General features: G+C 54.9%; 30 protein-coding genes and 1 other annotated feature. All 30 genes read right to left on the reverse strand.

Going from position 1 to position 21,369, the window contains the following annotated elements; all coding sequences use genetic code 11:
* Positions 1–10: 10 nt before the first annotated feature.
* The gene (locus BB497_02805) at positions 11–631 is read right to left on the reverse strand and encodes a 30S ribosomal protein S4 (protein ID AVI61705.1); all 621 of its coding nucleotides are present in this window, start codon (positions 629–631) and stop codon (positions 11–13) included.
* Between the two features lie 12 nt (positions 632–643).
* Positions 644–1,030, reverse strand: a complete 387-nt coding sequence (locus BB497_02810) for a 30S ribosomal protein S11 (GenBank protein AVI61706.1) — start codon at positions 1,028–1,030, stop codon at positions 644–646.
* A 52-nt stretch (positions 1,031–1,082) separates the two neighbouring features.
* Positions 1,083–1,439, reverse strand: a complete 357-nt coding sequence (locus BB497_02815; protein ID AVI61707.1) for a 30S ribosomal protein S13 — start codon at positions 1,437–1,439, stop codon at positions 1,083–1,085.
* 286 nt (positions 1,440–1,725) lie between these two features.
* Entirely contained in the window at positions 1,726–3,057 is a 1,332-nt protein-coding gene (locus BB497_02820) for a preprotein translocase subunit SecY (protein AVI61708.1), read from the reverse strand.
* Entirely contained in the window at positions 3,058–3,492 is a 435-nt protein-coding gene (locus tag BB497_02825) for a 50S ribosomal protein L15 (GenBank protein AVI61709.1), read from the reverse strand.
* A 3-nt stretch (positions 3,493–3,495) separates the two neighbouring features.
* Positions 3,496–3,678: a 50S ribosomal protein L30 gene (locus tag BB497_02830; GenBank protein ID AVI61710.1), complete on the reverse strand. Its 183-nt coding sequence runs from the start codon at positions 3,676–3,678 to the stop codon at positions 3,496–3,498.
* 6 nt (positions 3,679–3,684) lie between these two features.
* Positions 3,685–4,185 carry a 30S ribosomal protein S5 gene (locus BB497_02835; GenBank protein ID AVI61711.1) on the reverse strand — a complete coding sequence of 167 codons (501 nt, stop codon included), beginning with the start codon at positions 4,183–4,185 and terminating at the stop codon, positions 3,685–3,687.
* Between the two features lie 11 nt (positions 4,186–4,196).
* Complete coding sequence (locus tag BB497_02840; protein ID AVI61712.1) at positions 4,197–4,547, reverse strand: 50S ribosomal protein L18; 351 nt, start codon at positions 4,545–4,547, stop codon at positions 4,197–4,199.
* A 9-nt stretch (positions 4,548–4,556) separates the two neighbouring features.
* Positions 4,557–5,087, reverse strand: a complete 531-nt coding sequence (locus BB497_02845; GenBank protein AVI61713.1) for a 50S ribosomal protein L6 — start codon at positions 5,085–5,087, stop codon at positions 4,557–4,559.
* A 9-nt stretch (positions 5,088–5,096) separates the two neighbouring features.
* On the reverse strand, positions 5,097–5,489 hold the full coding sequence (locus BB497_02850) for a 30S ribosomal protein S8 (protein ID AVI61714.1): 393 nt from the start codon (positions 5,487–5,489) through the stop codon (positions 5,097–5,099).
* Positions 5,490–5,521: 32 nt separating this feature from the next.
* The gene (locus BB497_02855) at positions 5,522–5,827 is read right to left on the reverse strand and encodes a 30S ribosomal protein S14 (GenBank protein AVI61715.1); all 306 of its coding nucleotides are present in this window, start codon (positions 5,825–5,827) and stop codon (positions 5,522–5,524) included.
* 10 nt (positions 5,828–5,837) lie between these two features.
* Positions 5,838–6,377 carry a 50S ribosomal protein L5 gene (locus BB497_02860; GenBank protein ID AVI61716.1) on the reverse strand — a complete coding sequence of 180 codons (540 nt, stop codon included), beginning with the start codon at positions 6,375–6,377 and terminating at the stop codon, positions 5,838–5,840.
* A gap of 18 nt (positions 6,378–6,395) precedes the next feature.
* Positions 6,396–6,710: a 50S ribosomal protein L24 gene (locus tag BB497_02865; GenBank protein ID AVI61717.1), complete on the reverse strand. Its 315-nt coding sequence runs from the start codon at positions 6,708–6,710 to the stop codon at positions 6,396–6,398.
* A gap of 14 nt (positions 6,711–6,724) precedes the next feature.
* Positions 6,725–7,096, reverse strand: a complete 372-nt coding sequence (locus BB497_02870) for a 50S ribosomal protein L14 (protein ID AVI61718.1) — start codon at positions 7,094–7,096, stop codon at positions 6,725–6,727.
* 50 nt (positions 7,097–7,146) lie between these two features.
* The gene (locus BB497_02875; protein AVI61719.1) at positions 7,147–7,407 is read right to left on the reverse strand and encodes a 30S ribosomal protein S17; all 261 of its coding nucleotides are present in this window, start codon (positions 7,405–7,407) and stop codon (positions 7,147–7,149) included.
* A 1-nt stretch (position 7,408) separates the two neighbouring features.
* On the reverse strand, positions 7,409–7,600 hold the full coding sequence (locus BB497_02880) for a 50S ribosomal protein L29 (protein ID AVI61720.1): 192 nt from the start codon (positions 7,598–7,600) through the stop codon (positions 7,409–7,411).
* Positions 7,600–8,013 carry a 50S ribosomal protein L16 gene (locus BB497_02885; GenBank protein ID AVI61721.1) on the reverse strand — a complete coding sequence of 138 codons (414 nt, stop codon included), beginning with the start codon at positions 8,011–8,013 and terminating at the stop codon, positions 7,600–7,602. Before BB497_02885 ends, BB497_02880 begins: the two co-directional genes overlap by 1 nt.
* Before the next feature lie 15 nt (positions 8,014–8,028).
* The gene (locus BB497_02890) at positions 8,029–8,733 is read right to left on the reverse strand and encodes a 30S ribosomal protein S3 (GenBank protein ID AVI61722.1); all 705 of its coding nucleotides are present in this window, start codon (positions 8,731–8,733) and stop codon (positions 8,029–8,031) included.
* A gap of 11 nt (positions 8,734–8,744) precedes the next feature.
* Entirely contained in the window at positions 8,745–9,077 is a 333-nt protein-coding gene (locus BB497_02895; protein ID AVI61723.1) for a 50S ribosomal protein L22, read from the reverse strand.
* An 18-nt stretch (positions 9,078–9,095) separates the two neighbouring features.
* The gene (locus BB497_02900) at positions 9,096–9,371 is read right to left on the reverse strand and encodes a 30S ribosomal protein S19 (protein AVI61724.1); all 276 of its coding nucleotides are present in this window, start codon (positions 9,369–9,371) and stop codon (positions 9,096–9,098) included.
* Positions 9,372–9,404: 33 nt separating this feature from the next.
* Positions 9,405–10,235: a 50S ribosomal protein L2 gene (locus BB497_02905; GenBank protein ID AVI61725.1), complete on the reverse strand. Its 831-nt coding sequence runs from the start codon at positions 10,233–10,235 to the stop codon at positions 9,405–9,407.
* Positions 10,236–10,252: 17 nt separating this feature from the next.
* Positions 10,253–10,549, reverse strand: coding sequence for a 50S ribosomal protein L23 (locus BB497_02910; protein ID AVI61726.1), 297 nt, complete (start codon positions 10,547–10,549; stop codon positions 10,253–10,255).
* Positions 10,546–11,151, reverse strand: coding sequence for a 50S ribosomal protein L4 (locus tag BB497_02915; protein ID AVI61727.1), 606 nt, complete (start codon positions 11,149–11,151; stop codon positions 10,546–10,548). Before BB497_02915 ends, BB497_02910 begins: the two co-directional genes overlap by 4 nt.
* Positions 11,152–11,166: 15 nt before the next feature.
* Entirely contained in the window at positions 11,167–11,805 is a 639-nt protein-coding gene (locus BB497_02920) for a 50S ribosomal protein L3 (protein AVI61728.1), read from the reverse strand.
* Positions 11,806–11,809: 4 nt separating this feature from the next.
* Positions 11,810–11,878 (reverse strand) — a sequence feature (possible 23S ribosomal RNA but 16S or 23S rRNA prediction is too short).
* Positions 11,879–11,955: 77 nt separating this feature from the next.
* Complete coding sequence (locus BB497_02925) at positions 11,956–12,267, reverse strand: 30S ribosomal protein S10 (GenBank protein ID AVI61729.1); 312 nt, start codon at positions 12,265–12,267, stop codon at positions 11,956–11,958.
* Between the two features lie 159 nt (positions 12,268–12,426).
* On the reverse strand, positions 12,427–13,620 hold the full coding sequence (locus BB497_02930) for a translation elongation factor Tu (GenBank protein ID AVI61730.1): 1,194 nt from the start codon (positions 13,618–13,620) through the stop codon (positions 12,427–12,429).
* Between the two features lie 29 nt (positions 13,621–13,649).
* Complete coding sequence (locus BB497_02935) at positions 13,650–15,773, reverse strand: translation elongation factor G (GenBank protein ID AVI61731.1); 2,124 nt, start codon at positions 15,771–15,773, stop codon at positions 13,650–13,652.
* A gap of 167 nt (positions 15,774–15,940) precedes the next feature.
* Positions 15,941–16,411, reverse strand: coding sequence for a 30S ribosomal protein S7 (locus BB497_02940; GenBank protein AVI61732.1), 471 nt, complete (start codon positions 16,409–16,411; stop codon positions 15,941–15,943).
* Positions 16,412–16,555: 144 nt separating this feature from the next.
* The gene (locus BB497_02945) at positions 16,556–16,930 is read right to left on the reverse strand and encodes a 30S ribosomal protein S12 (protein ID AVI64241.1); all 375 of its coding nucleotides are present in this window, start codon (positions 16,928–16,930) and stop codon (positions 16,556–16,558) included.
* 214 nt (positions 16,931–17,144) lie between these two features.
* The gene (locus BB497_02950; protein AVI61733.1) at positions 17,145–21,359 is read right to left on the reverse strand and encodes a DNA-directed RNA polymerase subunit beta'; all 4,215 of its coding nucleotides are present in this window, start codon (positions 21,357–21,359) and stop codon (positions 17,145–17,147) included.
* Between the last annotated feature and the right edge of the window lie 10 nt (positions 21,360–21,369).

Consider the following 21,369-nt stretch of genomic DNA (forward strand, 5'->3'; position numbering starts at 1 on the left):
ATCAGACTGCTTACTTGGAGTACAGCTCGACGATCAGGTTTTCGTTGATGTCGGCAGTCAGGTCACCGCGTTCAGGCAGAGCCTTGAAAGTGCCTTCCATCTTCTTGGTGTCGATTTCGATCCAAGCGATGTCGCCACGGTTGGCCGCAATGGTCAACGAGAGTTGAATACGCGCTTGATTCTTCGCCTTTTCGCGAACAGAAACAACGTCACCTGGCTTCACTTGGTAAGAAGCTACGTTAACGGTGCGGCCGTTCACGGAAATCGCCTTGTGGCTGACCAGCTGACGCGCTTCAGAGCGAGTCGAACCGAAGCCCATGCGGTAGACGACGTTATCCAGTCGGGATTCAAGCAACTGCAACAATACTTCACCCGTCGCACCTTTCAGGCGAGCGGCTTCTTTGTAGTAGTTGCGGAACTGCTTTTCGAGTACGCCATACATACGGCGTACTTTTTGCTTCTCGCGAAGCTGCAAGCCGTAGTCGGAAAGACGCTGACGACGCTGGCCGTGTACACCCGGGATTTGCTCGGATTTACACTTTTTCTCGAAGGGAGTCACACCACTCTTTAAAAAGAGGTCTGTACCTTCACGACGAGAAAGTTTGCACTTCGGTCCAATATAACGAGCCATGAATCTGTCTCCTTAAACGCGGCGTTTCTTAGGCGGACGGCAGCCATTATGGGGAATGGGCGTCGCGTCTACGATGCTTTGCACGCGGAAGCCGGCGGCATTCAGTGCGCGCACGGCGGATTCACGACCGGGACCTGGGCCTTTAACCAGTACGTCTACGTTTTTCACACCATACTCGGCTGCAGCAGTTGCTGCACGTTCGCTTGCCACTTGAGCAGCGAACGGGGTGCTCTTGCGAGAACCACGAAAACCCGAACCACCGGCTGTCGCCCACGAAAGAGCGTTGCCCTGGCGGTCTGTGATCGTCACGATCGTGTTGTTAAAAGAGGCATGGATGTGCGCTACGGCGTCCACTACCTGCTTTTTAACCTTTTTACGGTTACTACGCGGGTTAGCCATGTTGATGTCTATTCCTGTCTTAACGTCAGCTCTCTACTAAAGAGCCTGCGTGTTATTTGCGGATCGGCTTACGCGGGCCCTTACGGGTACGCGCGTTAGTCTTAGTCCGCTGACCACGCAGCGGAAGACTACGACGATGACGCAGACCACGGTAGCAGCCTAAGTCCATGAGACGCTTAATGTTAAGCGTAACATCACGACGAAGGTCGCCTTCTACGGTGTACTTACCAACTTCAGAACGCAGGGTATCCAGCTCTTCGCTAGACAGCTCCTGGATCTTGGTAGTCGGCGCAATACCGGCAGCAGCACAAAGGTGCTGTGCACGAGTACGGCCAATCCCGAAGATATAGGTCAGCGAGATCGCCGCATGCTTGTTGTCCGGGATATTGACGCCTGCAATACGGGCCATCAGCTTACTCCGAAATTTGAGCGGCTTGCTCGTTTATTCATCTACAAAAGGCGCAACAGCATACCCCTTTAAGAGCCCTAAGGCAAGGGGTATGCCGGCACCCGCTTAAAACAACTCAGGATTAGCCCTGACGCTGTTTGTGCCGCGGTTCGATGCAAATAACGCGGACAGCGCCATTGCGACGAATGATCTTACAGTTACGGCACATCTTCTTTACGGAAGCTCGAACTTTCATCGTTCTTTCTCCAAAAACGGCTCGCGACACGCCAATAAGTAAGGCGGCGCCTCAGCGCATGATGCCGCCGCTACCGTAGCCTTTCAGGTTGGACTTCTTCATCACTGAGTCATATTGATGCGACATGAGATGCGACTGCACCTGGGCCATGAAGTCCATGATGACCACAACTACGATCAGTAGCGACGTCCCGCCGAAGAAGAACGGTACGTTCCACGCTACGATCAAGAACTGGGGCATCAAGGAAACCGCAGTGATATACAAGGCACCGAACAAAGTAAGACGTGTCATCACTTTGTCGATATAGCGAGCGGTCTGCTCGCCGGGGCGAATGCCCGGCAGGAAAGCGCCTGACTTTTTAAGATTGTCAGCCACATCCTTGGGGTTGAAGACCAGCGCTGTGTAAAAGAAGCAGAAGAATACCACCGCCGCGCCAAAAAGCAAGATGTAAAGCGGTTGGCCAGGGCCCAACGCTTGTGATGCACGCTGCAACCACTCCATCCCTTCACCAGCGCCTACCCACTGACCAATTGAGGCCGGGAAAAGTAGAATACTGGAAGCAAAAATTGCTGGTATAACGCCAGCCATATTCACTTTCAAGGGCAGGTAGCTGCTTTGGCCTGCATACATCTTATTGCCCACCTGACGTCGCGGGTAATTCACCTTGAGTCGGCGTTGACCGCGCTCAATGAACACCACGAAGGCAACAGTGGCAATACCTAGCACTGACAGCGCTAACAGCGGAAGAACATTCCAGGCCCCTTCGTTACGAGCAAGCTCAAACGCTTGCCCCACGGCACTGGGCAGCCCGGCGACAATACCCGCGAAGATCAGCAACGAAATACCGTTGCCAATGCCCTTCTCGGTGATCTGCTCACCTAGCCACATCATAAACACCGCACCCGACACAAACGTGATGATGGCAGTGAAATAGAAGCTGAAGTCAGCGCTGTACGCGATGCCTTGGCTAGCCAGACCGACGGACATACCGGTGGCCTGGACAAATGCCAGCAACACCGTGCCGTAGCGGGTGTACTGGCTAATCTTGCGGCGGCCGGCCTCACCCTCTTTCTTGAGCTGTTCAAGATGAGGGGAGACCGCAGTCATGAGCTGCATGATAATCGACGCCGAGATGTAAGGCATAATGCCCAAGGCGAGGACACTCATACGCTCCAGGGCGCCACCCGAGAACATGTTAAACATGCCCAGGATGGTGCCCTGTTGCTCCCTAAACAAGGCAGCAAGCTGGTCAGGATTGATACCGGGAACGGGAATGTGGGCACCGATACGGTACACCACGATGGCGAGGAGCACGAAGCGCAAACGCGCCCACAGTTCACTCAGACCGCTGCCCATCGCCGGCATATTTCCTGACTTGGCCATTTAGTCCTCTACCTTGCCGCCAGCGGCTTCGATCGCTTCACGGGCACCTTTGGTGACCTTGATTCCACGAACGGTAACCGCTGTTTTCAGTTCGCCAGAAAGGATGATCTTCGCGTGTAGCGTAGCATCCTTCAGCACGTTGGCTTCTTTCAAAGATGCCATGGTGACTTCGCCACCGGCAACTTTAGCAAGCTCAGCCAGGCGCACTTCTTCAGATACCAGTGACTTAGCGGACGTAAAGCCAAACTTCGGCAAACGGCGCTGCAACGGCATCTGACCGCCTTCGAAACCAGGCTTGACGCTACCGCCACTGCGTGATTTCTGACCTTTGTGACCACGGCCACCGGTCTTACCAAGACCGGAGCCGATACCACGGCCAACGCGCTTTTCAGCGTGTTTGGAGCCCGGTGCCGGACTCAGGGTATTGAGTTTCATGGATTACTCTCCCTCAACGCGCACAAGGTAATTAACCTTGTGAATCATGCCGCGTACGGCAGGGGTGTCTTCCAGTTCAACCGAGTGACCGATGCGACGTAGACCCAGGCCCTTCATAGTAGCCTTGTGCTTGGGCAAAACGCCGATGGTGCTGCGGATCTGGGTAACCTTGATCGTTGCTGCCATGGTGTCTTACCCCGTGATCGCGTCGACAGACAGACCGCGTTTAGCGGCGATGTCTTCCGGTGCTTGCATGGCGGAGAGACCTTTAACAGTCGCTCGAACCACGTTAACCGGGTTGGTGGAACCGTAGCACTTGGCCAGTACATCGTGGACACCAGCAAGCTCTAGTACAGAGCGCATAGCACCACCAGCGATGATTCCGGTACCTTCAGAAGCCGGCTGCATGTAGACCTTAGAAGCACCGTGACGGGCTTTCACCGGATACTGCAGCGTATGGCCAGCAAGGTTAACCTTGACCATGTTGCGACGAGCTTGGTCCATCGCTTTCTGGATCGCGACCGGCACTTCACGCGCCTTGCCACGACCAAAACCGACACGACCTTTACCATCACCAACGACGGTCAGCGCGGTGAAGCCGAAAATACGACCACCTTTGACCACCTTGGCGACGCGGTTGACCTGCACTAACTTCTCTTGCAGATCACCGCTTTGCTGTTCGTTCTTCGCCATCGTAAAACCCTTTAGAATTCCAGGCCGCCTTCACGAGCGGCGTCGGCCAGAGCCTTAACGCGACCGTGATACTTAAAGCCAGCACGGTCGAAGGCCACCTGGGTGATGCCTGCTTCTTTAGCGCGTTCAGCAATCAGGGCGCCGACCTTAGAGGCCGCGTCTGAATTACCGGTCGCACCCTCGCGCAGTGCCTTGTCCAGCGTAGATGCACTGGCCAACACTTTGCCACCATCCGGCGAGATAATCTGCGCGTAGATGTGTCGCGGGGTACGGTTGACGCACAGGCGATACACGCCCAGCTCGCGGATCTTGGCGCGAGCGCGGCGGGCACGACGGAGACGAGATTCTTTCTTCGCGTTCATAACCCTGCCTTACTTCTTCTTGGCTTCTTTGCGACGCACCTGCTCGTCGGCGTACCGTACACCTTTGCCTTTATACGGCTCTGGCGGACGGAAGGCGCGGATTTCCGCGGCGCACTGGCCGAGCATCTGCTTGTCCGCGCTTTTCAGCACGATCACGGTGTTTTTCGGCGTTTCCGCTGATACACCCTTAGGCAGTTCATAGTCGACCGGGTGCGAGAAGCCCAGTGAAAGATTGAGCGTCTGGCCCTTTGCTTGGGCACGATAACCGACGCCAACAATTTCGAGAGTTCTTGTAAAACCCTCGGATACGCCCGTGACCAGGTTCTGAACCAAGGCGCGGGTTGTACCGGCCATTGCCCAGCTCTTGGCAGACTCACTCGGGGCGAAGGTCAGCTGGCCATCTTCTTGGCCAATCACCACGTCTTGGTGAATGGCGAGAGACAGCGTGCCTTGGCCGCCTTTGGCGGTCAGCTGACCAGCGTCGATTTTGATCTCGACACCGGCAGGCACTTTAACCGGATATTTCGCTATGCGGGACATTCCAGCCTCCTAGAATACGGTGCAGATGACTTCGCCACCGACGCCTGCTTGGCGCGCGGCACGATCGGTCATGACACCATTAGAGGTGGTGACAATCGCGATACCCAGACCATCGGCGACCTTAGGCAGGTTGTCCTTGCCCATGTAGCGGCGCAGAGACGGCTTGGAAACCCGCTGAATGTGCTCAATGACCGGCTTACCCTCAAAGTACTTGAGAGTGATGGTTAGCTCGGGCTTAACGCCTTCAGCCACCGTAAAGTCGGCAATGTAGCCTTCTTGCTTTAGCACTCGGGCCACTTCAACTTTCAGCTTGGAGGACGGCATGGTAGCCGTCTCCTTGGTGGCCATCTGCGCATTGCGGATACGGGTAAACATATCCGCCAGAGTGTCTTGCATGCTCATTTAATGTGCGCTCCTGATGATTCTACGTGGCGTTACCAGCTGGACTTTTTCAGGCCAGGAACGTCGCCACGCATGGCGGCTTCACGCAGCTTGTTACGGCCGAGGCCGAACTTGTTGTAAAAACCGTGCGGACGGCCAGTGACGCGGCAGCGGTTACGCTGACGCACCGGGCTTGAGTCGCGCGGCAGTTGCTGCAGCTTCAGCGTCGCCTCGAAACGATCTTCTTCAGAAGCGTTCACGTCCGAGATGATTTTCTTGAGCTCTGCGCGCTTAGCCGCATACTTCTCGACTAGCTGAGTACGCTTGAGCTCACGCTCTATCATACTTTTCTTAGCCATGATCCAACCCTTATTTCTTGAACGGGAAGTTCAGCGCTGCAAGCAGTGCACGACCTTCCTCGTCGGTGTTGGCGGTAGTAGTGATAGTGACGTCCAGCCCCCGAACGCGATCGATCTTATCATACTCGATCTCCGGGAAGATGATCTGCTCACGCACACCCATAGAATAATTGCCGCGACCGTCAAAGGACTTCGGGTTGAGACCACGGAAGTCACGCACGCGGGGAATTGCGATGTAAACCAAGCGGTCTAGGAAGTCCCACATACGCTCTGCGCGCAGTGTTACTTTAATACCGATCGGCCAACCTTCGCGCACCTTGAAGCCCGCGATGGACTTACGTGCCTTGGTCACCAACGGCTTTTGACCGGAGAGCTTCTCCATGTCGCCGATGGCATTGTCGATCAGTTTTTTATCGCTGACCGCTTCGCCGATACCCATGTTCAGCGTCACTTTCGTGATCCGGGGTACCTGCATTACGTTGGCGTAGCTAAACTGCTCTTTGAGCTGAGCCACGACCTCGTTTTGATAACGTTCTTTCAAGTTCGCCATTGTGCTACCCGACTCGCGTTAGGCGTCGATCTGCGTCTGCGTCGACTTGTAGATACGTACCTTGGTACCGTCTTCCTTAACTTGGAAGCCGACGCGATCCGCCTTACCGGTCTCCGAATTGAAGATCGCTACGTTGGACGCGTGAATCGGAGCCTCACGCTCGACGATACCGCCCTGATTACCCGCCATGGGATTTGGCTTGGTGTGACGTTTAATCATATTCACACCGGACACCAAGAAACGGTTTTCTAATACCCGCTTAACGGTGCCGCGCTTGCCTTTATCCTTCCCGGCGATGACGATGACTTCATCGTCACGTTTGATCTTTTGCATATCCGCCTCGCTCCTTACAGCACTTCAGGCGCTAGGGAAATGATCTTCATAAACTTCTCGTTACGAAGTTCACGAGTGACCGGCCCGAAGATACGCGTGCCGATCGGCTGTTCGTTGGTGTTATTCAACAAAACCGCCGCATTTCCATCGAAACGGATCAGCGAACCGTCACCACGACGGACGCCACTACGGGTCCGAACGACTACCGCTTTCAGCACTTGGCCTTTTTTGACCTTGCCGCGCGGAATCGCCTCTTTCACCGTTACCTTAATGACATCACCAATACGAGCGTAGCGACGGTGTGAACCACCTAACACCTTGATGCATTGCACCCGGCGCGCTCCGCTGTTGTCGGCGACATCCAGCATTGTCTGAGTCTGAATCATCGGTTTTCTCCAAACCTAATCTGACTGCACTGGTTGGACAGACCTGGGAATTAACCCTTGGCCTGCTCGACCACCTCGACCAGCGTCCAGGCTTTCTTCTTGGAAAGCGGACGGCACTCCTGAATGGAAACCGTGTCGCCTGCCTTAGCCTGGTTCGCCTCATCATGGGCGTGCAGCTTGGTGGAGCGCTTAACGTATTTTCCGTAGATCGGGTGACGCTCACGGCGCTCGATCATAACGACGATGGATTTATCCATCTTGTCGCTCACCACCTTGCCGGTGAGCGTACGTGCTTTCTTTTCTTCGGCCATCTCAATCACCTGCCTTCTCGTTGAGCATAGTCTTCACGCGGGCGATATCCCGACGGACCTGCTTGAGCAGATGAGTCTGGCTCAGTTGGCCAGTGGCCTTCTGCATGCGCAGGTTGAACTGCTCGCGGAGGAGCTCGAGGAGTTGCTCTTGGAGCTCTCCTACGGACTTTTCACGAATTTCCTGGGCTTTCATCACATCACCGTCCGTTTTGCAAAGGTGGTGGACAGGGGCATCTTCTGTGCGGCCAGCTCAAATGCTTCACGGGCCAGCTCTTCGGATACACCTTCAATTTCATACAGGACCCGACCCGGTTGGATCTGGGCTACCCAGTACTCAACAGAACCTTTACCTTTACCCATACGAACTTCGAGCGGTTTTTTGGAAATCGGCTTATCAGGGAAGACGCGGATCCAAATCTTACCGCCACGTTTTACGTGACGTGTGATCGCACGACGGCCAGCTTCGATCTGACGCGCAGTGATGCGGCCACGACCGGTTGCTTTGAGACCGTACTCCCCGAAGCTGATCTTGCTTCCGCGATGCGCAAGGCCACGGTTGCGGCCTTTCATCATCTTGCGGAATTTCATACGCTTGGGCTGTAACATCGACTCGCTCTCCCCTTACCTGGAACCTTTCTTCTTGGGCGCGTTGCCGGCAGGCTGCTGTTGCTTAGCCTTGGCACGTACTTCCTCGATACCACCGAGGATTTCGCCCTTGAAGATCCACACTTTGACGCCGATAACGCCGTAGGTGGTGTGAGCTTCGTAAGTGGCGTAGTCGATATCCGCACGCAGCGTGTGCAACGGAACGCGACCTTCGCGGTACCATTCGGTACGTGCGATTTCAGCGCCACCAAGACGACCTGACAGCTGAATCTTGATGCCGCCAGCGCCAAGACGCATTGCGTTCTGTACCGCGCGCTTCATAGCACGACGGAACATGACGCGACGCTCAAGCTGACCCGCTACGTTAGCAGCGACTAGCTTGGCATCCAGCTCCGGCTTGCGAACTTCTTCGATGTTCACATGAACCGGAACACCCATCATCTCGGTGAGATCGCGACGTAAACGGTCGACATCTTCACCTTTTTTGCCAATCACGATACCCGGACGGGCAGTGTGAATGGTGATGCGGGCATTGTTAGCCGGACGCTCGATGTGAATGCGGCTTAAGGAAGCGTTTTTTAAACGCTCTTCCAGGAAGCTGCGCACTTCGAGATCATTATTGAGCTTATCGGCATATGCGCCGCGCTCGGCATACCAGACAGAAGCATGGTCTTTGACGATGCCCAGTCGAATGCCTGTTGGATTGACTTTCTGACCCATCTGGTCGACTCCTACTTCTCGGCTACCTTGACGGTGATGTGGCAGGTGCGCTTCAAGATACGATCCGCACGCCCTTTGGCACGCGGCTTGATACGCTTAAGCGTCATGCCCTCATCGACGCAGATGGTCGAGACACGCAGCTCGTCGATATCCATGCCGTTATTTTCTTCCGCGTTTGCAATGGCGGACTGCAGCACTTTCTTGACCAATTGAGCAGCCTTCTTCGGTGAGAAGGTCAGCAGGTCGAGCGCCTCGGCTACCGGTTTACCGCGCACCTGGTCAGCCACCAAACGGGCCTTCTGGGCGGATAAACGAGCGCCACGCAGCTTAGCTGTGACTTCCATCTCTCAATCCTCTCTGGCTTACCGTTTGGCTTTTTTGTCCGCCGCATGCCCGCGATAAGTGCGAGTAGCAGCGAATTCGCCCAGCTTGTGACCAACCATTTCCTCGGAGACATGCACCGGGACGTGTTGGCGACCGTTATGGACAGCGATTGTGAGGCCTACCATGTTTGGCAGGATCATCGAACGACGCGACCAAGTCTTGATCGGTTTGCGATCGTTCTTCTCCACTGCAGCCTCTACCTTCTTCAAAAGATGAAGGTCAATGAAGGGACCTTTCTTTAGTGAACGTGGCACAGCCGTTACCTCTTAATGTCTTGGCAATTTAGATCAACGCGTCTTATTACGACGACGGATGATCAGCTTGTCGGTGCGCTTGTTCTTACGCGTCTTGTGACCCTTAGTCGGCACGCCCCATGGGGATACCGGGTGACGACCACCACTGGTGCGGCCTTCGCCACCACCGTGCGGGTGATCGACTGGGTTCATCGCGACACCGCGAACAGTCGGACGCACGCCTCTCCAGCGCTTCGCACCGGCCTTGCCAAGTTGACGCAGGCTGTGCTCAGAGTTGCTCACCTCACCCAGAGTCGCGCGGCATTCCGCTAACACTTTACGCATTTCGCCAGAGCGAAGACGCAAGGTAGCGTAATTACCTTCACGAGCGACCAACTGGGCGCTAGTACCGGCACTGCGAGCAATCTGCGCGCCTTTACCCGGCTTCAGTTCGATGCCGTGAACGGTAGAACCAAGCGGGATGTTGCGCAGTGGCAAAGCATTGCCTTTCTTGATGGGCGCATTAACACCAGATTCCAGCACGTCACCCGCGCTGACACCTTTCGGTGCAATGATGTAACGACGCTCGCCATCAGCGTACTTAAGCAGTGCAATGTGCGCACTGCGGTTCGGGTCGTGCTCCAGACGCTCAACAGTGGCCGGAATGCCATCTTTGGTGCGTTTGAAGTCGATCAACCGATAGTGATGACGGTGACCACCGCCCACGTGGCGGGTAGTGATGCGACCGTTATTATTACGGCCACCGGACTTGGACTGTTTTTCCAAAAGCGGTGCATACGCACGGCCTTTGAACAGTTCCTCACCAACGATCTTAACGACGTGGCGACGACCGGCGGATGTGGGTTTGGTCTTGACGATTGCCATTATCCGTACTCCTGCCCTTATTCGGCGCCAGAGAAGTCTTCGAGCGTTTCACCCGCAGCCAGGGTCACATACGCTTTGCGGTAACCCTTACGCAGGCCAACGCCGTGAGCAGTACGCTTAGTTTTACCCTTGACGTTCAATACTTGAACGCCACCGACCTTCTTGCCGAAAAGTGCTTCAACGGCCTTCTTGATCTCGGGCTTGGTAGCATCGCTTGCCACCTTGAAAACGTACTGGTTGCGCTCTGCTGCCATCGCGGCCTTTTCGGTCACGTGCGGTCCGAGCAGAACCTTGAATACGCGTTCCTGGTTCATGCCAGCTTCTCCTCGAATTTACGCAGGGCGGAGACGGTAACCAGGACCTTATCAAAGGCAACCAGGCTCACCGGATCAGCTGCAGCGACATCCACCACGTCAACATGGGGAAGGTTGCGTGCGGCCAGATAGAGCTTTTCGTCCATGTCTTCAGTGACGATCAACACTTTCTCAAGGTTGAGCTCTTTCAGCTTGGCAGCTACCTGCTTGGTCTTCGGCGCTTCTACGCTGAACTCTTCAATCGCGATAAGACGCTCTTGACGTACCAGTTCAGACAGGATCGAACGCATCGCCGCGCGGTACATTTTGCGGTTAACCTTCTGCGAGTGATCCTGAGGACGCGCCGCGAAAGTTACGCCGCCGCTGCGCCATAGCGGAGAGCGGATGGTACCGGCACGTGCACGGCCGGTGCCCTTCTGACGCCATGGCTTCTTACCACCACCACGCACGTCGGAACGGTTCTTTTGAGCGCGAGTACCTTGACGGCCACCAGCCAAATAGGCGGTTACCACCTGGTGAACCAGCGCTTCGTTGAATTCTTTGCCAAAAGTGGCGTCGGCTACTTCAACGGTACCCGTGCCTGCAGCAAGATTCAGATTCATTGGTAATTATCCCCTTCAGCCAGCTTTCACGGCGCTGCGAACGATAACATCGCTACCGGTCGCGCCCGGAACAGCACCTTTGATCAGCAGCAGGTTACGCTCGGCGTCGACACGGACGATCTCAAGGCTCTGCACGGTGCAACGGGCATTACCCATTTGACCGGCCATTTTTTTGCCTTTAAAAACACGACCCGGGGTCTGACACATGCCGATAGAACCCGGCGCGCGGTGCGACAGGGAGTTACCATGCGTGTTGTCTTGGGTACGGAAGTTCCAGCGCTTAACAGCACCCTGGAAGCCTTTACCCTTAGAGGTGCCAGTCACGTCGATCATTTGACCAGCTTCGAAGAGGGATACGGTGAGAGAGCCACCCACCTCTGGAGCTTCTTCGCCTTCTGCAAGACGAAATTCCATCAGTGAACGACCAGCCTCAACACCCGCCTTGGCAAACTGTCCAGCTTGCGCTTTGGTGAGGTGCTTGGCTTTACGAGAACCTGTAGTCACCTGAACCGCTGCATAACCGTCAGACTCAAGGGTCTTAACGCGCGTTACACGGTTAGGGTCAACTTCAATAACGGTCACGGGCACGGAAGCGCCATCTTCGGTAAAGACACGGGTCATCCCGGCCTTTTTACCGACTAAACCGATAGTCATACTCAGTCTCCTATAGTGTACGGGGCTATCACCCGCTATGGCTGCCCTTTCCAGAGCATTCCACTAGCACATTGTGTGGCGCCTCACGGCGCGGCGGCTGCTGCTTACCCTAAAAATTAGTAAGCGCTGGGCCGCAAGTGACTAGTGTAATTAGTCGAGCTTGATTTGCACGTCTACGCCAGCGGCGAGATCGAGCTTCATCAGCGCATCAACAGTTTTCTCAGTCGGCTCAACAATGTCGAGCACACGCTTGTGAGTACGAATCTCATACTGATCACGCGCATCTTTGTTAACGTGCGGTGAAATCAGGATGGTATAGCGCTCGCGGTTGGTCGGCAGCGGGATCGGCCCACGAACCTGAGCACCAGTACGCTTAGCGGTTTCAACGATCTCCGCTGTGGACTGATCGATCAGGCGATGGTCGAACGCTTTCAACCGAATGCGAATCTTTTGGTTCTGCATTTGCCCTAAACTCCAATGGATGTCGACGGCGCGAGCCGTCTACCCACGCATTCAAAGGATGCGCATTATAGGCACGCCAACAGCCCATGTCAAACATTTGCTATTGGTGCGCAGAAAAGGGGGCTCACAAGAGCCCCCTTGATCAGTCAAGTAAGCAGCTTACTTAACGATCTTAGCCACAACGCCAGCACCAACGGTACGACCACCTTCGCGAATTGCGAAGCGCAGACCGTCGTCCATAGCGATCGGAGCAATCAGGGTAACAACCATCTTAACGTTGTCGCCCGGCATAACCATTTCAACGCCTTCCGGCAGTTCACAGGTACCGGTTACGTCTGTGGTACGGAAGTAGAACTGGGGACGGTAGCCCTTGAAGAAAGGCGTGTGACGACCACCTTCTTCTTTGGACAGTACGTAAACTTCTGCTTCGAACGTGGTGTGCGGGTTGATGGTGCCCGGCTTAGCCAGTACCTGACCACGCTCGACGTCATCACGCTTAGTACCACGCAGCAGGGCGCCAACGTTCTCACCTGCACGACCTTCGTCGAGCAGCTTACGGAACATTTCAACACCGGTAACGATGGTCTTAGTGGTGTCGCGGATACCCACGATTTCCACTTCTTCGCCCGCTTTTACGATACCGCGCTCTACACGACCGGTAACAACAGTACCGCGGCCAGAGATAGAGAACACGTCTTCGATCGGCATCAGGAACGGCTGGTCGATAGCACGCTCCGGCTCAGGAATGTACTCATCCAGAGCTTTGATCAGATTCGCAACAGCAGTAGTACCCATGCCGTTCTCATCTTCACCGTTCAGAGCCATCAGCGCAGAACCAGTGATGATCGGCGTGTCATCGCCCGGGAAGTCGTACTCGTCGAGGAGTTCGCGAACTTCCATCTCAACCAGCTCAAGCAGCTCTTCGTCATCGACCATGTCCGCTTTATTCAGGAACACAACGATATACGGAACGCCAACCTGACGAGACAGCAGGATGTGCTCACGCGTCTGCGGCATCGGGCCGTCAGCAGCAGAACATACCAGGATTGCGCCATCCATCTGCGCAGCACCGGTGATCATGTTCTTGACGTAGTCAGCGTGTCCTGGGCAGTCAACGTGCGCGTAGTGGCGCTCTTCAGACTGATACTCAACGTGAGACGTAGCGATGGTGATACCGCGCTCGCGCTCTTCAGGAGCGTTATCGATGGTATCAAACTCACGCCAGTCGCCGCCGAAAACCTCAGCAGACACACGAGTCAGAGCCGCTGTCAGAGTCGTTTTACCGTGGTCGACGTGACCGATGGTGCCGACGTTGACGTGCGGTTTGGAACGTTCAAATTTTTCCTTAGCCACTGCTATAACCTCTTTACGTTAGCTAACGGTTAACCGTTTTGGTTGATGACGGCTTCTACGACGCTGGAGGGCGCCTCGTCGTACTTCGCGAACTCCATAGAGTAGCTCGCACGGCCCTGGGTCTGAGAGCGCAGATCGGTTGCGTAACCGAACATCTCACCCAGCGGCACCGTTGCGCGGATGACTTTTCCGGAGCTGGAGTCATCCATGCCCTGCACCAGACCGCGACGACGGTTCAGGTCACCCATGACGTCACCCATGAAATCTTCGGGGGTCACGACCTCGACCTTCATCACCGGTTCCAGCAGCACGGCCTTGGCCTTCCTGGCACCTTCTTTAACCGCCATGGAAGAAGCAATCTTAAACGCAGTCTCGTTAGAGTCCACGTCATGGTAAGAGCCATCGTACAGCGTGACTTTAACGTCGATCATCGGGTAACCGGCGATGACACCGTTCTTCAGCTGTTCGTAGGCACCTTTTTCTACTGCTGGGATGTATTCCTTGGGAACCACACCACCAACAATTTCGTTGACGAACTTGAAGAAGATTTCTTCATCGCCTTCGCCCTTCTCTTCAGCAGCAAGCGGCTCAATGCGCAGATGCACGTGACCGTACTGCCCACGACCACCTGACTGGCGCACAAACTTGCCTTCTTGCTCAATACTGCCACGGATGGTTTCGCGGTAAGCAACCTGCGGCTTACCGATATTGGCCTCAACCTTAAACTCGCGACGCATACGGTCGACAAGAATATCCAGGTGCAGCTCACCCATACCAGAAATAATCGTCTGGCCGGTCTCTTCGTCAGTCTTCACCTGGAAGGAAGGATCTTCCTGGGCGAGCTTGCCCAGTGCAACACCCATCTTTTCCTGATCCGCCTTGGACTTCGGCTCAACGGCAACCGAGATTACCGGATCCGGGAACTCCATACGCTCAAGGACGATTTTGTCGTCAATATCGCACAGAGTGTCACCGGTGGTGACGTCCTTCAGACCGATACAGGCCGCAATGTCGCCCGCCAGTACTTCTTTGATCTCTTCACGAGAGTTGGCGTGCATCTGAACGATACGGCCAACGCGCTCTTTCTTCTGCTTAACGGAGTTATATACACCGTCACCAGATTTCAGAACACCCGAGTAAACGCGGATGAACGTCAGGGTACCAACAAAGGGATCGGTGGCGATTTTAAACGCCAGCGCCGCAAACGGAGCACTGTCGTCTGCCTCACGCGTTGCAACCGTACCGTCTTTGTCGTCCAGCTCACCCTCAATCGCTTTAACTTCCGTCGGCGAAGGCAGGTATTCAACCACTGCATCCAGAACCGCCTGAACACCCTTGTTCTTAAAGGCAGAACCACAGGTCACCAGCACGATCTCGCTAGCTAATGTGCGCGCACGAAGTCCCGCCTTAATTTCCTCAATGGTCAGTTCCCCACCTTCGAGGTACTTATCCATCAATTCATCAGAGCCTTCAGCTGCGGCTTCGACCATTTGCTCGCGATATTTTTCAGCAGTTTCTTGTAGCTCAGCAGGAATATCGACAAGCTCATACGAGGTGCCTAAGTCTTCCTCACTCCAGAGGATAGCCTTCATCTCGATCAGATCGATAACACCTTTAAAGTCTTCCTCTGTACCCCAGTTAATCTGGATTGGCACAGCGTTAGCACCTAAGCGCTCCTTCAACTGGTCAACAACCATGAAGAAGTCTGCACCGGTACGGTCCATCTTATTGACGAAAACCATACGCGGGACTTCATACTTATTGGCCTGGCGCCATACTGTTTCGGTCTGCGGCTGAACGCCGGAAGAGCCGCACAGTACAACAACAGCACCATCAAGAACACGCAAAGAACGCTCAACTTCGATAGTGAAGTCAACGTGCCCCGGAGTGTCGATGATATTAATGCGGTGCTCATCAAACTGGTGATTCATACCTTTCCAGAAGGTAGTAACAGCAGCCGAGGTGATAGTAATACCACGCTCCTGCTCTTGCTCCATCCAGTCAGTAGTCGAAGCACCTTCATGGGTTTCGCCCAGCTTGTGGTTTACGCCAGTGTAAAACAAAACACGTTCTGTCGTGGTTGTCTTACCTGCATCAACGTGGGCAACAATACCCAAGTTGCGATAGCGATTAAGCGGTGTTTTGCGTGCCACGGTGAAGCTCCCGTTAGTTGGCAATGCTCGTTAATTCAGCAGTGTTCATTTTGCGTATCCCACCGCCGCCACCTATAAAGATAGCGGCAGTGTGTTGCAGCATGGCGAAAAAACTCTTTAGCGCAGCACAACCAGCAAAATCAAACACAAACTCAGAAACGCCGAGTTTAGAAACGATAGTGAGAGAAGGCCTTGTTGGCTTCTGCCATACGGTGCACATCTTCACGCTTCTTAACAGCCGAGCCTTTGCCTTCAGCGGCATCCAGCATTTCACCTGCCAGGCGCTGAACCATCGTTTTCTCACCGCGGCGACGCGCAGCGTCCACCAACCAGCGCATTGCTAGGGCTTGGCGACGCGAAGGACGAACTTCGACCGGCACCTGATAGGTCGCACCACCAACACGGCGCGACTTTACTTCGACCATCGGCTGGATAGTTTCCAGCGCCTTGTCGAAGATTTCCAGCGGCTCTTCATTACTACGCTCGGCAACCTTGTCCAACGCACCATAAACGATGCGCTCAGCTATGGACTTCTTGCCGCTGACCATCAGGTGGTTCATGAACTTCGCCAGACGCTCACTTCCGAACTTGGGATCCGGCAGGATTTCGCGTTTAGCTACAACTCTTCTTCTAGGCATGATAAGCCCTCAATTAAGGATCCTTCAGGTAAACCCGGAACTCAAACGTTTAAAAGCGCTGCCCGACCTTACTCTTATCAGACCGTCATATTCGTATAAAAGGTAACAACACAAACGCACAGGTGCGCTACGAACTAAGACGCCTTAGGACTTCGGACGCTTGGTACCGTACTTAGAACGACCCTGCTTACGGTTCTGAACACCGGAGGTGTCAAGGGCGCCACGAACGGTGTGATAACGCACACCTGGCAAATCCTTTACACGGCCGCCGCGAATCAGAACAACAGAGTGCTCCTGAAGGTTGTGACCTTCACCACCAATATAAGACGAAACTTCAAAACCGTTGGTAAGGCGCACACGGCAAACCTTACGCAGGGCCGAGTTCGGCTTCTTCGGGGTGGTGGTGTAAACGCGCGTACAAACGCCGCGCTTTTGCGGGCACGCTTGAAGCGCAGGCACGTCACTCTTAGTGACGGGGCGCTTGCGCGGCTTGCGCACTAGCTGATTAATCGTTGCCATGGTGTTTAGCTGACTCCAATGGTTGCCCTGCTTTTCAACAAGTAGCCTTTTAACAAGTACTGGCAGCGGATGCGGGCGCACCCACCCCACTGTTAAAGGCTGCGCATTCTAATAGCTGACCCTAGGTGACGTCAAGTCTTGCCGGCGGTTTAACCGACAAGATGGCGTCATTAAGGGCCAGAGTCTCGTTTTTGCTCGTTGTTACTACCGCTACTTACAGCTCGTCGTCTGAATCAAGAGCGGTCAACTGAGCACCAAGCTCTTGCTCTACCTCGGTCGCCGAGGGGTTGAACAAACGCTCAACGTCTTCGCGCTTGCGACGACGCTCGGCGTGGTGAGTCAGACCGGTACCTGCCGGAATCAGACGTCCAACTACCACGTTTTCTTTCAGGCCACGCAAGTAATCGCGCTTGCCGGTTACCGCTGCCTCGGTCAGTACGCGGGTCGTTTCCTGGAACGATGCCGCGGAAATGAACGATTCAGTGGCCAAGCTGGCCTTGGTAATACCCAGCAGCATACGTTGATACTTGGCTGGGAATTTCTTCTCTTTTTCAAGACGTTCGTTCTGCTCCAGCACACGAACCAGCTCTGCCTGATCGCCCGTGATGAAGTCAGAGTCGCCGGAGTCGGTGATCTCTACCTTACGCAGCATCTGACGCACAATCACTTCGATGTGCTTATCGTTGATGCCTACACCTTGCAGACGGTAGACGTCCTGTACTTCGGCCGTAATGTACTTCGCAAGCTCCGCGACGCCGAGTAGACGCAGAATGTCGTGAGGGTTACTTGGACCATCAGAGATGACCTCACCCTTCTCAACAGCCTCGCCCTCGAAGACGGCAATTTGGCGCCACTTCGGAATTAGCGCTTCAAACGGGTCGCCAGACTCCGGGGTAATCGTCAAACGACGCTTGCCCTTGGTCTCTTTACCAAAGCTTACTACACCGCTGATTTCGGCCAGGATCGAGGACTCTTTCGGCTTACGCGCCTCAAACAAGTCAGCAACCCGTGGCAGACCACCGGTAATATCTTTGTTCGCCGACGCCTCTACCGGAATACGCGCGACCACTTCACCAACGCCGATGGTCGCACCATCGTCGACAGAGATAATCGAGTTACCCGGCAACAGGTACTGTACTGGCGTATTGGACCCGGACACGGCTACATACTCGCCCGACGCGTCCTGCAGCATTACCATTGGGCGCTTATCGCGACCCGCCATCGGACGTGCTGCCGACTCGATAACTTCGATAGACGAAAGACCGGTCATCTCATCGACGGTACGGTGCATGGTGACACCTTCGTCAAGATCAATGAACTGCGCTTTACCCTCTACTTCGGCGATAACCGGGTGAGTATGCGGGTCCCATTTTGCGACGACAGCGCCGGCATCAACGACTTCACCATCACGTACGGAAAGCTCAGCGCCGTAGGGCAGTTTGTAATACTCACGCTCACGACCGTGGTCGTCGGCAACGGCCAGGGCGCTGGAGCGAGAAACCACCACCAGCTTACCGTCGGCACGCTCAACGTGCTTGATGTTGTGCAGACGCACCTTACCGCCGTGCTTAACTTGAACGCTGTCAACAGCTGAAGAGCGCGACGCCGCACCACCAATGTGGAACGTACGCATGGTCAGCTGGGTACCTGGCTCACCGATGGACTGGGCAGCGATAACACCGACCGACTCACCGATATTCACCTGATGACCACGGGCCAGATCACGTCCATAACAGGAGGAGCACACGCCATGGGCGGTTTCACAGGTGATGGTCGAGCGAACGATAATCTCGTCGACACCCATGGTGTCAAGTTCAGCGCACCACTTCTCATCCAGCAGTGTGCCGCGCGGAATCAAAATATCATCATTGCGGGGGTCCACAACGTCGATAGCTACCACACGGCCCAGTACGCGCTGAGACAGCGGCACGATGATATCGCCACCCTCGATAATCGGGTGCAGCGTCAAGCCTCTTTCGGTACCACAGTCGGTCTCGGTGATGACCAGATCCTGGGCTACGTCCACCAGACGACGGGTCAAGTAACCGGAGTTGGCCGTTTTCAGGGCCGTATCCGCAAGACCCTTACGTGCACCGTGAGTTGAGATAAAGTACTGAAGTACGTTCAGACCTTCACGGAAGTTAGCGACGATCGGCGTTTCGATGATCGAACCATCCGGCTTAGCCATCAGACCACGCATACCTGCCAACTGGCGGATCTGGGCAGCAGAGCCACGAGCACCTGAGTCAGCCATGATAAAGACGCTGTTGAACGAGTCTTGCTCAACTTCGTTGCCTTCACGATCGATGACGGTCTCTTTAGAGATACCCACCATCATCGCTTTGGCGACTTTATCGTTAGCCTTGGACCAGATATCGATAACCTTGTTGTACTTCTCACCCGCCGTTACTAGGCCAGAAGAGAACTGGTCTTCGATCTCTTTAACTTCCGCTTCTGCAGCATCAACAATCTCAGTTTTCGCCTCGGGAATAACGAAATCGTTAACACCGATAGAGGCACCCGACCACGTTGCTAAACGGAAGCCGGTATACATCAACTGATCAGCGAAGATAACGGTCGGCTTCAGGCCGGCGCGACGATAAACCTCGTTGATCAGGCTGGAGATCGCCTTCTTCTTCATCGGCTGATCGATCAGCGCAAACGGCACACCTTCCGGCAAAATGCGGAACAGCAGCGCACGACCTACCGTGGTGTCGTAAATACGGCGATGGAAGCTGCGCGCACCGGTTTCTTCTTCGATATCAATTTCGTCCAGACGCACTTTGACGCGAGCGTGCAGCGATACAGATTGCGTACCAAACGCGCGCTCTACCTCATTGAGGTCAGAGAACACCATGCCTTCGCCTTTGGCGTTGATCTTTTCGCGGGTCATGTAGTAAAGACCCAGAACAACGTCTTGAGACGGCACAATGATCGGCTCGCCGTTAGCAGGCGACAGCACGTTGTTGGTGGCCATCATCAGCGCACGCGCTTCAAGCTGGGCTTCCAGGGTCAGCGGTACGTGTACCGCCATCTGGTCACCGTCGAAGTCGGCGTTGTAAGCGGCACATACCAGCGGGTGCAGCTGGATCGCCTTACCTTCGATCAACAGCGGCTCAAACGCCTGGATGCCCAAACGGTGCAGCGTCGGCGCACGGTTAAGCAGTACCGGGTGTTCGCGGATAACGTCAGCGAGGATGTCCCACACCTCCGGCAGTTCGCGCTCGACCATCTTCTTCGCGGCTTTAATCGTGGACGCATGGCCCAGCGACTGCAGCTTGGAGTAGATAAACGGCTTGAACAGCTCCAGAGCCATTTTCTTCGGCAGACCACACTGGTGCAGACGCAGCGTCGGGCCTACGGTAATAACCGAACGGCCTGAGTAGTCTACGCGCTTACCCAACAAGTTCTGACGGAAACGACCCTGCTTACCTTTGATCATGTCGGCGAGCGATTTCAGCGGGCGCTTGTTAGAGCCCGTGATCGCACGGCCGCGACGACCGTTGTCCAGCAGCGCATCCACCGCTTCTTGAAGCATGCGCTTCTCGTTGCGCACGATAATATCCGGCGCATTCAGATCAAGCAGACGCTTCAGACGGTTGTTACGGTTGATCACACGACGGTAAAGGTCGTTCAGATCAGAGGTCGCGAAGCGGCCGCCGTCCAGCGGTACCAGCGGACGAAGATCCGGCGGCAGCACAGGCAGCACTTCCATGACCATCCACGCTGGCGCATTGCCGGAGTGGTAGAACGCTTCAAGCAGCTTCAAACGCTTAGAGAGCTTCTTGATTTTGGTTTCGGAGTTAGTCTGCGGAATCTCTTCACGCAGATGATTAATCTCTTCTTCCAGATCAATGTCTTTGAGCAGTTCTTGAACGGCTTCAGCACCCATGCGGGCGTCGAAGTCATCGCCGAACTCTTCCAGCGCCTCGAAGTACTGCTCATCGTTCAGCAGCTGACCACGCTCCAGCGTGGTCATGCCTGGATCAATAACCACAAAGCTTTCGAAGTAGAGCACGCGCTCGATATCACGCAGGGTCATATCGAGGAACATGCCGATACGCGACGGCAGTGACTTCAGAAACCAGATGTGAGCGACCGGCGATGCCAGCTCAATGTGCCCCATGCGCTCACGGCGCACGGCGGCTTTAGTGACTTCAACGCCACACTTCTCACAGATAATACCGCGGTGCTTCATGCGCTTATATTTGCCGCACAAACACTCATAGTCTTTCACTGGGCCAAAGATCTTGGCGCAGAAAAGGCCATCCCGTTCCGGTTTAAAGGTACGGTAGTTGATGGTCTCGGGCTTCTTCACCTCGCCGAAAGACCAGGAGCGAATCATGTCCGGCGACGCCAGGGTAATCTTGATCGCGTCAAACTCTTCGGACTGAGATTGCGATTTGAGTACTTTCACCAAATCTTTCATGGAACGGCTC

Source organism: Halomonas sp. GFAJ-1, assembly GCA_002966495.1.
GTDB lineage: Bacteria > Pseudomonadota > Gammaproteobacteria > Pseudomonadales > Halomonadaceae > Vreelandella.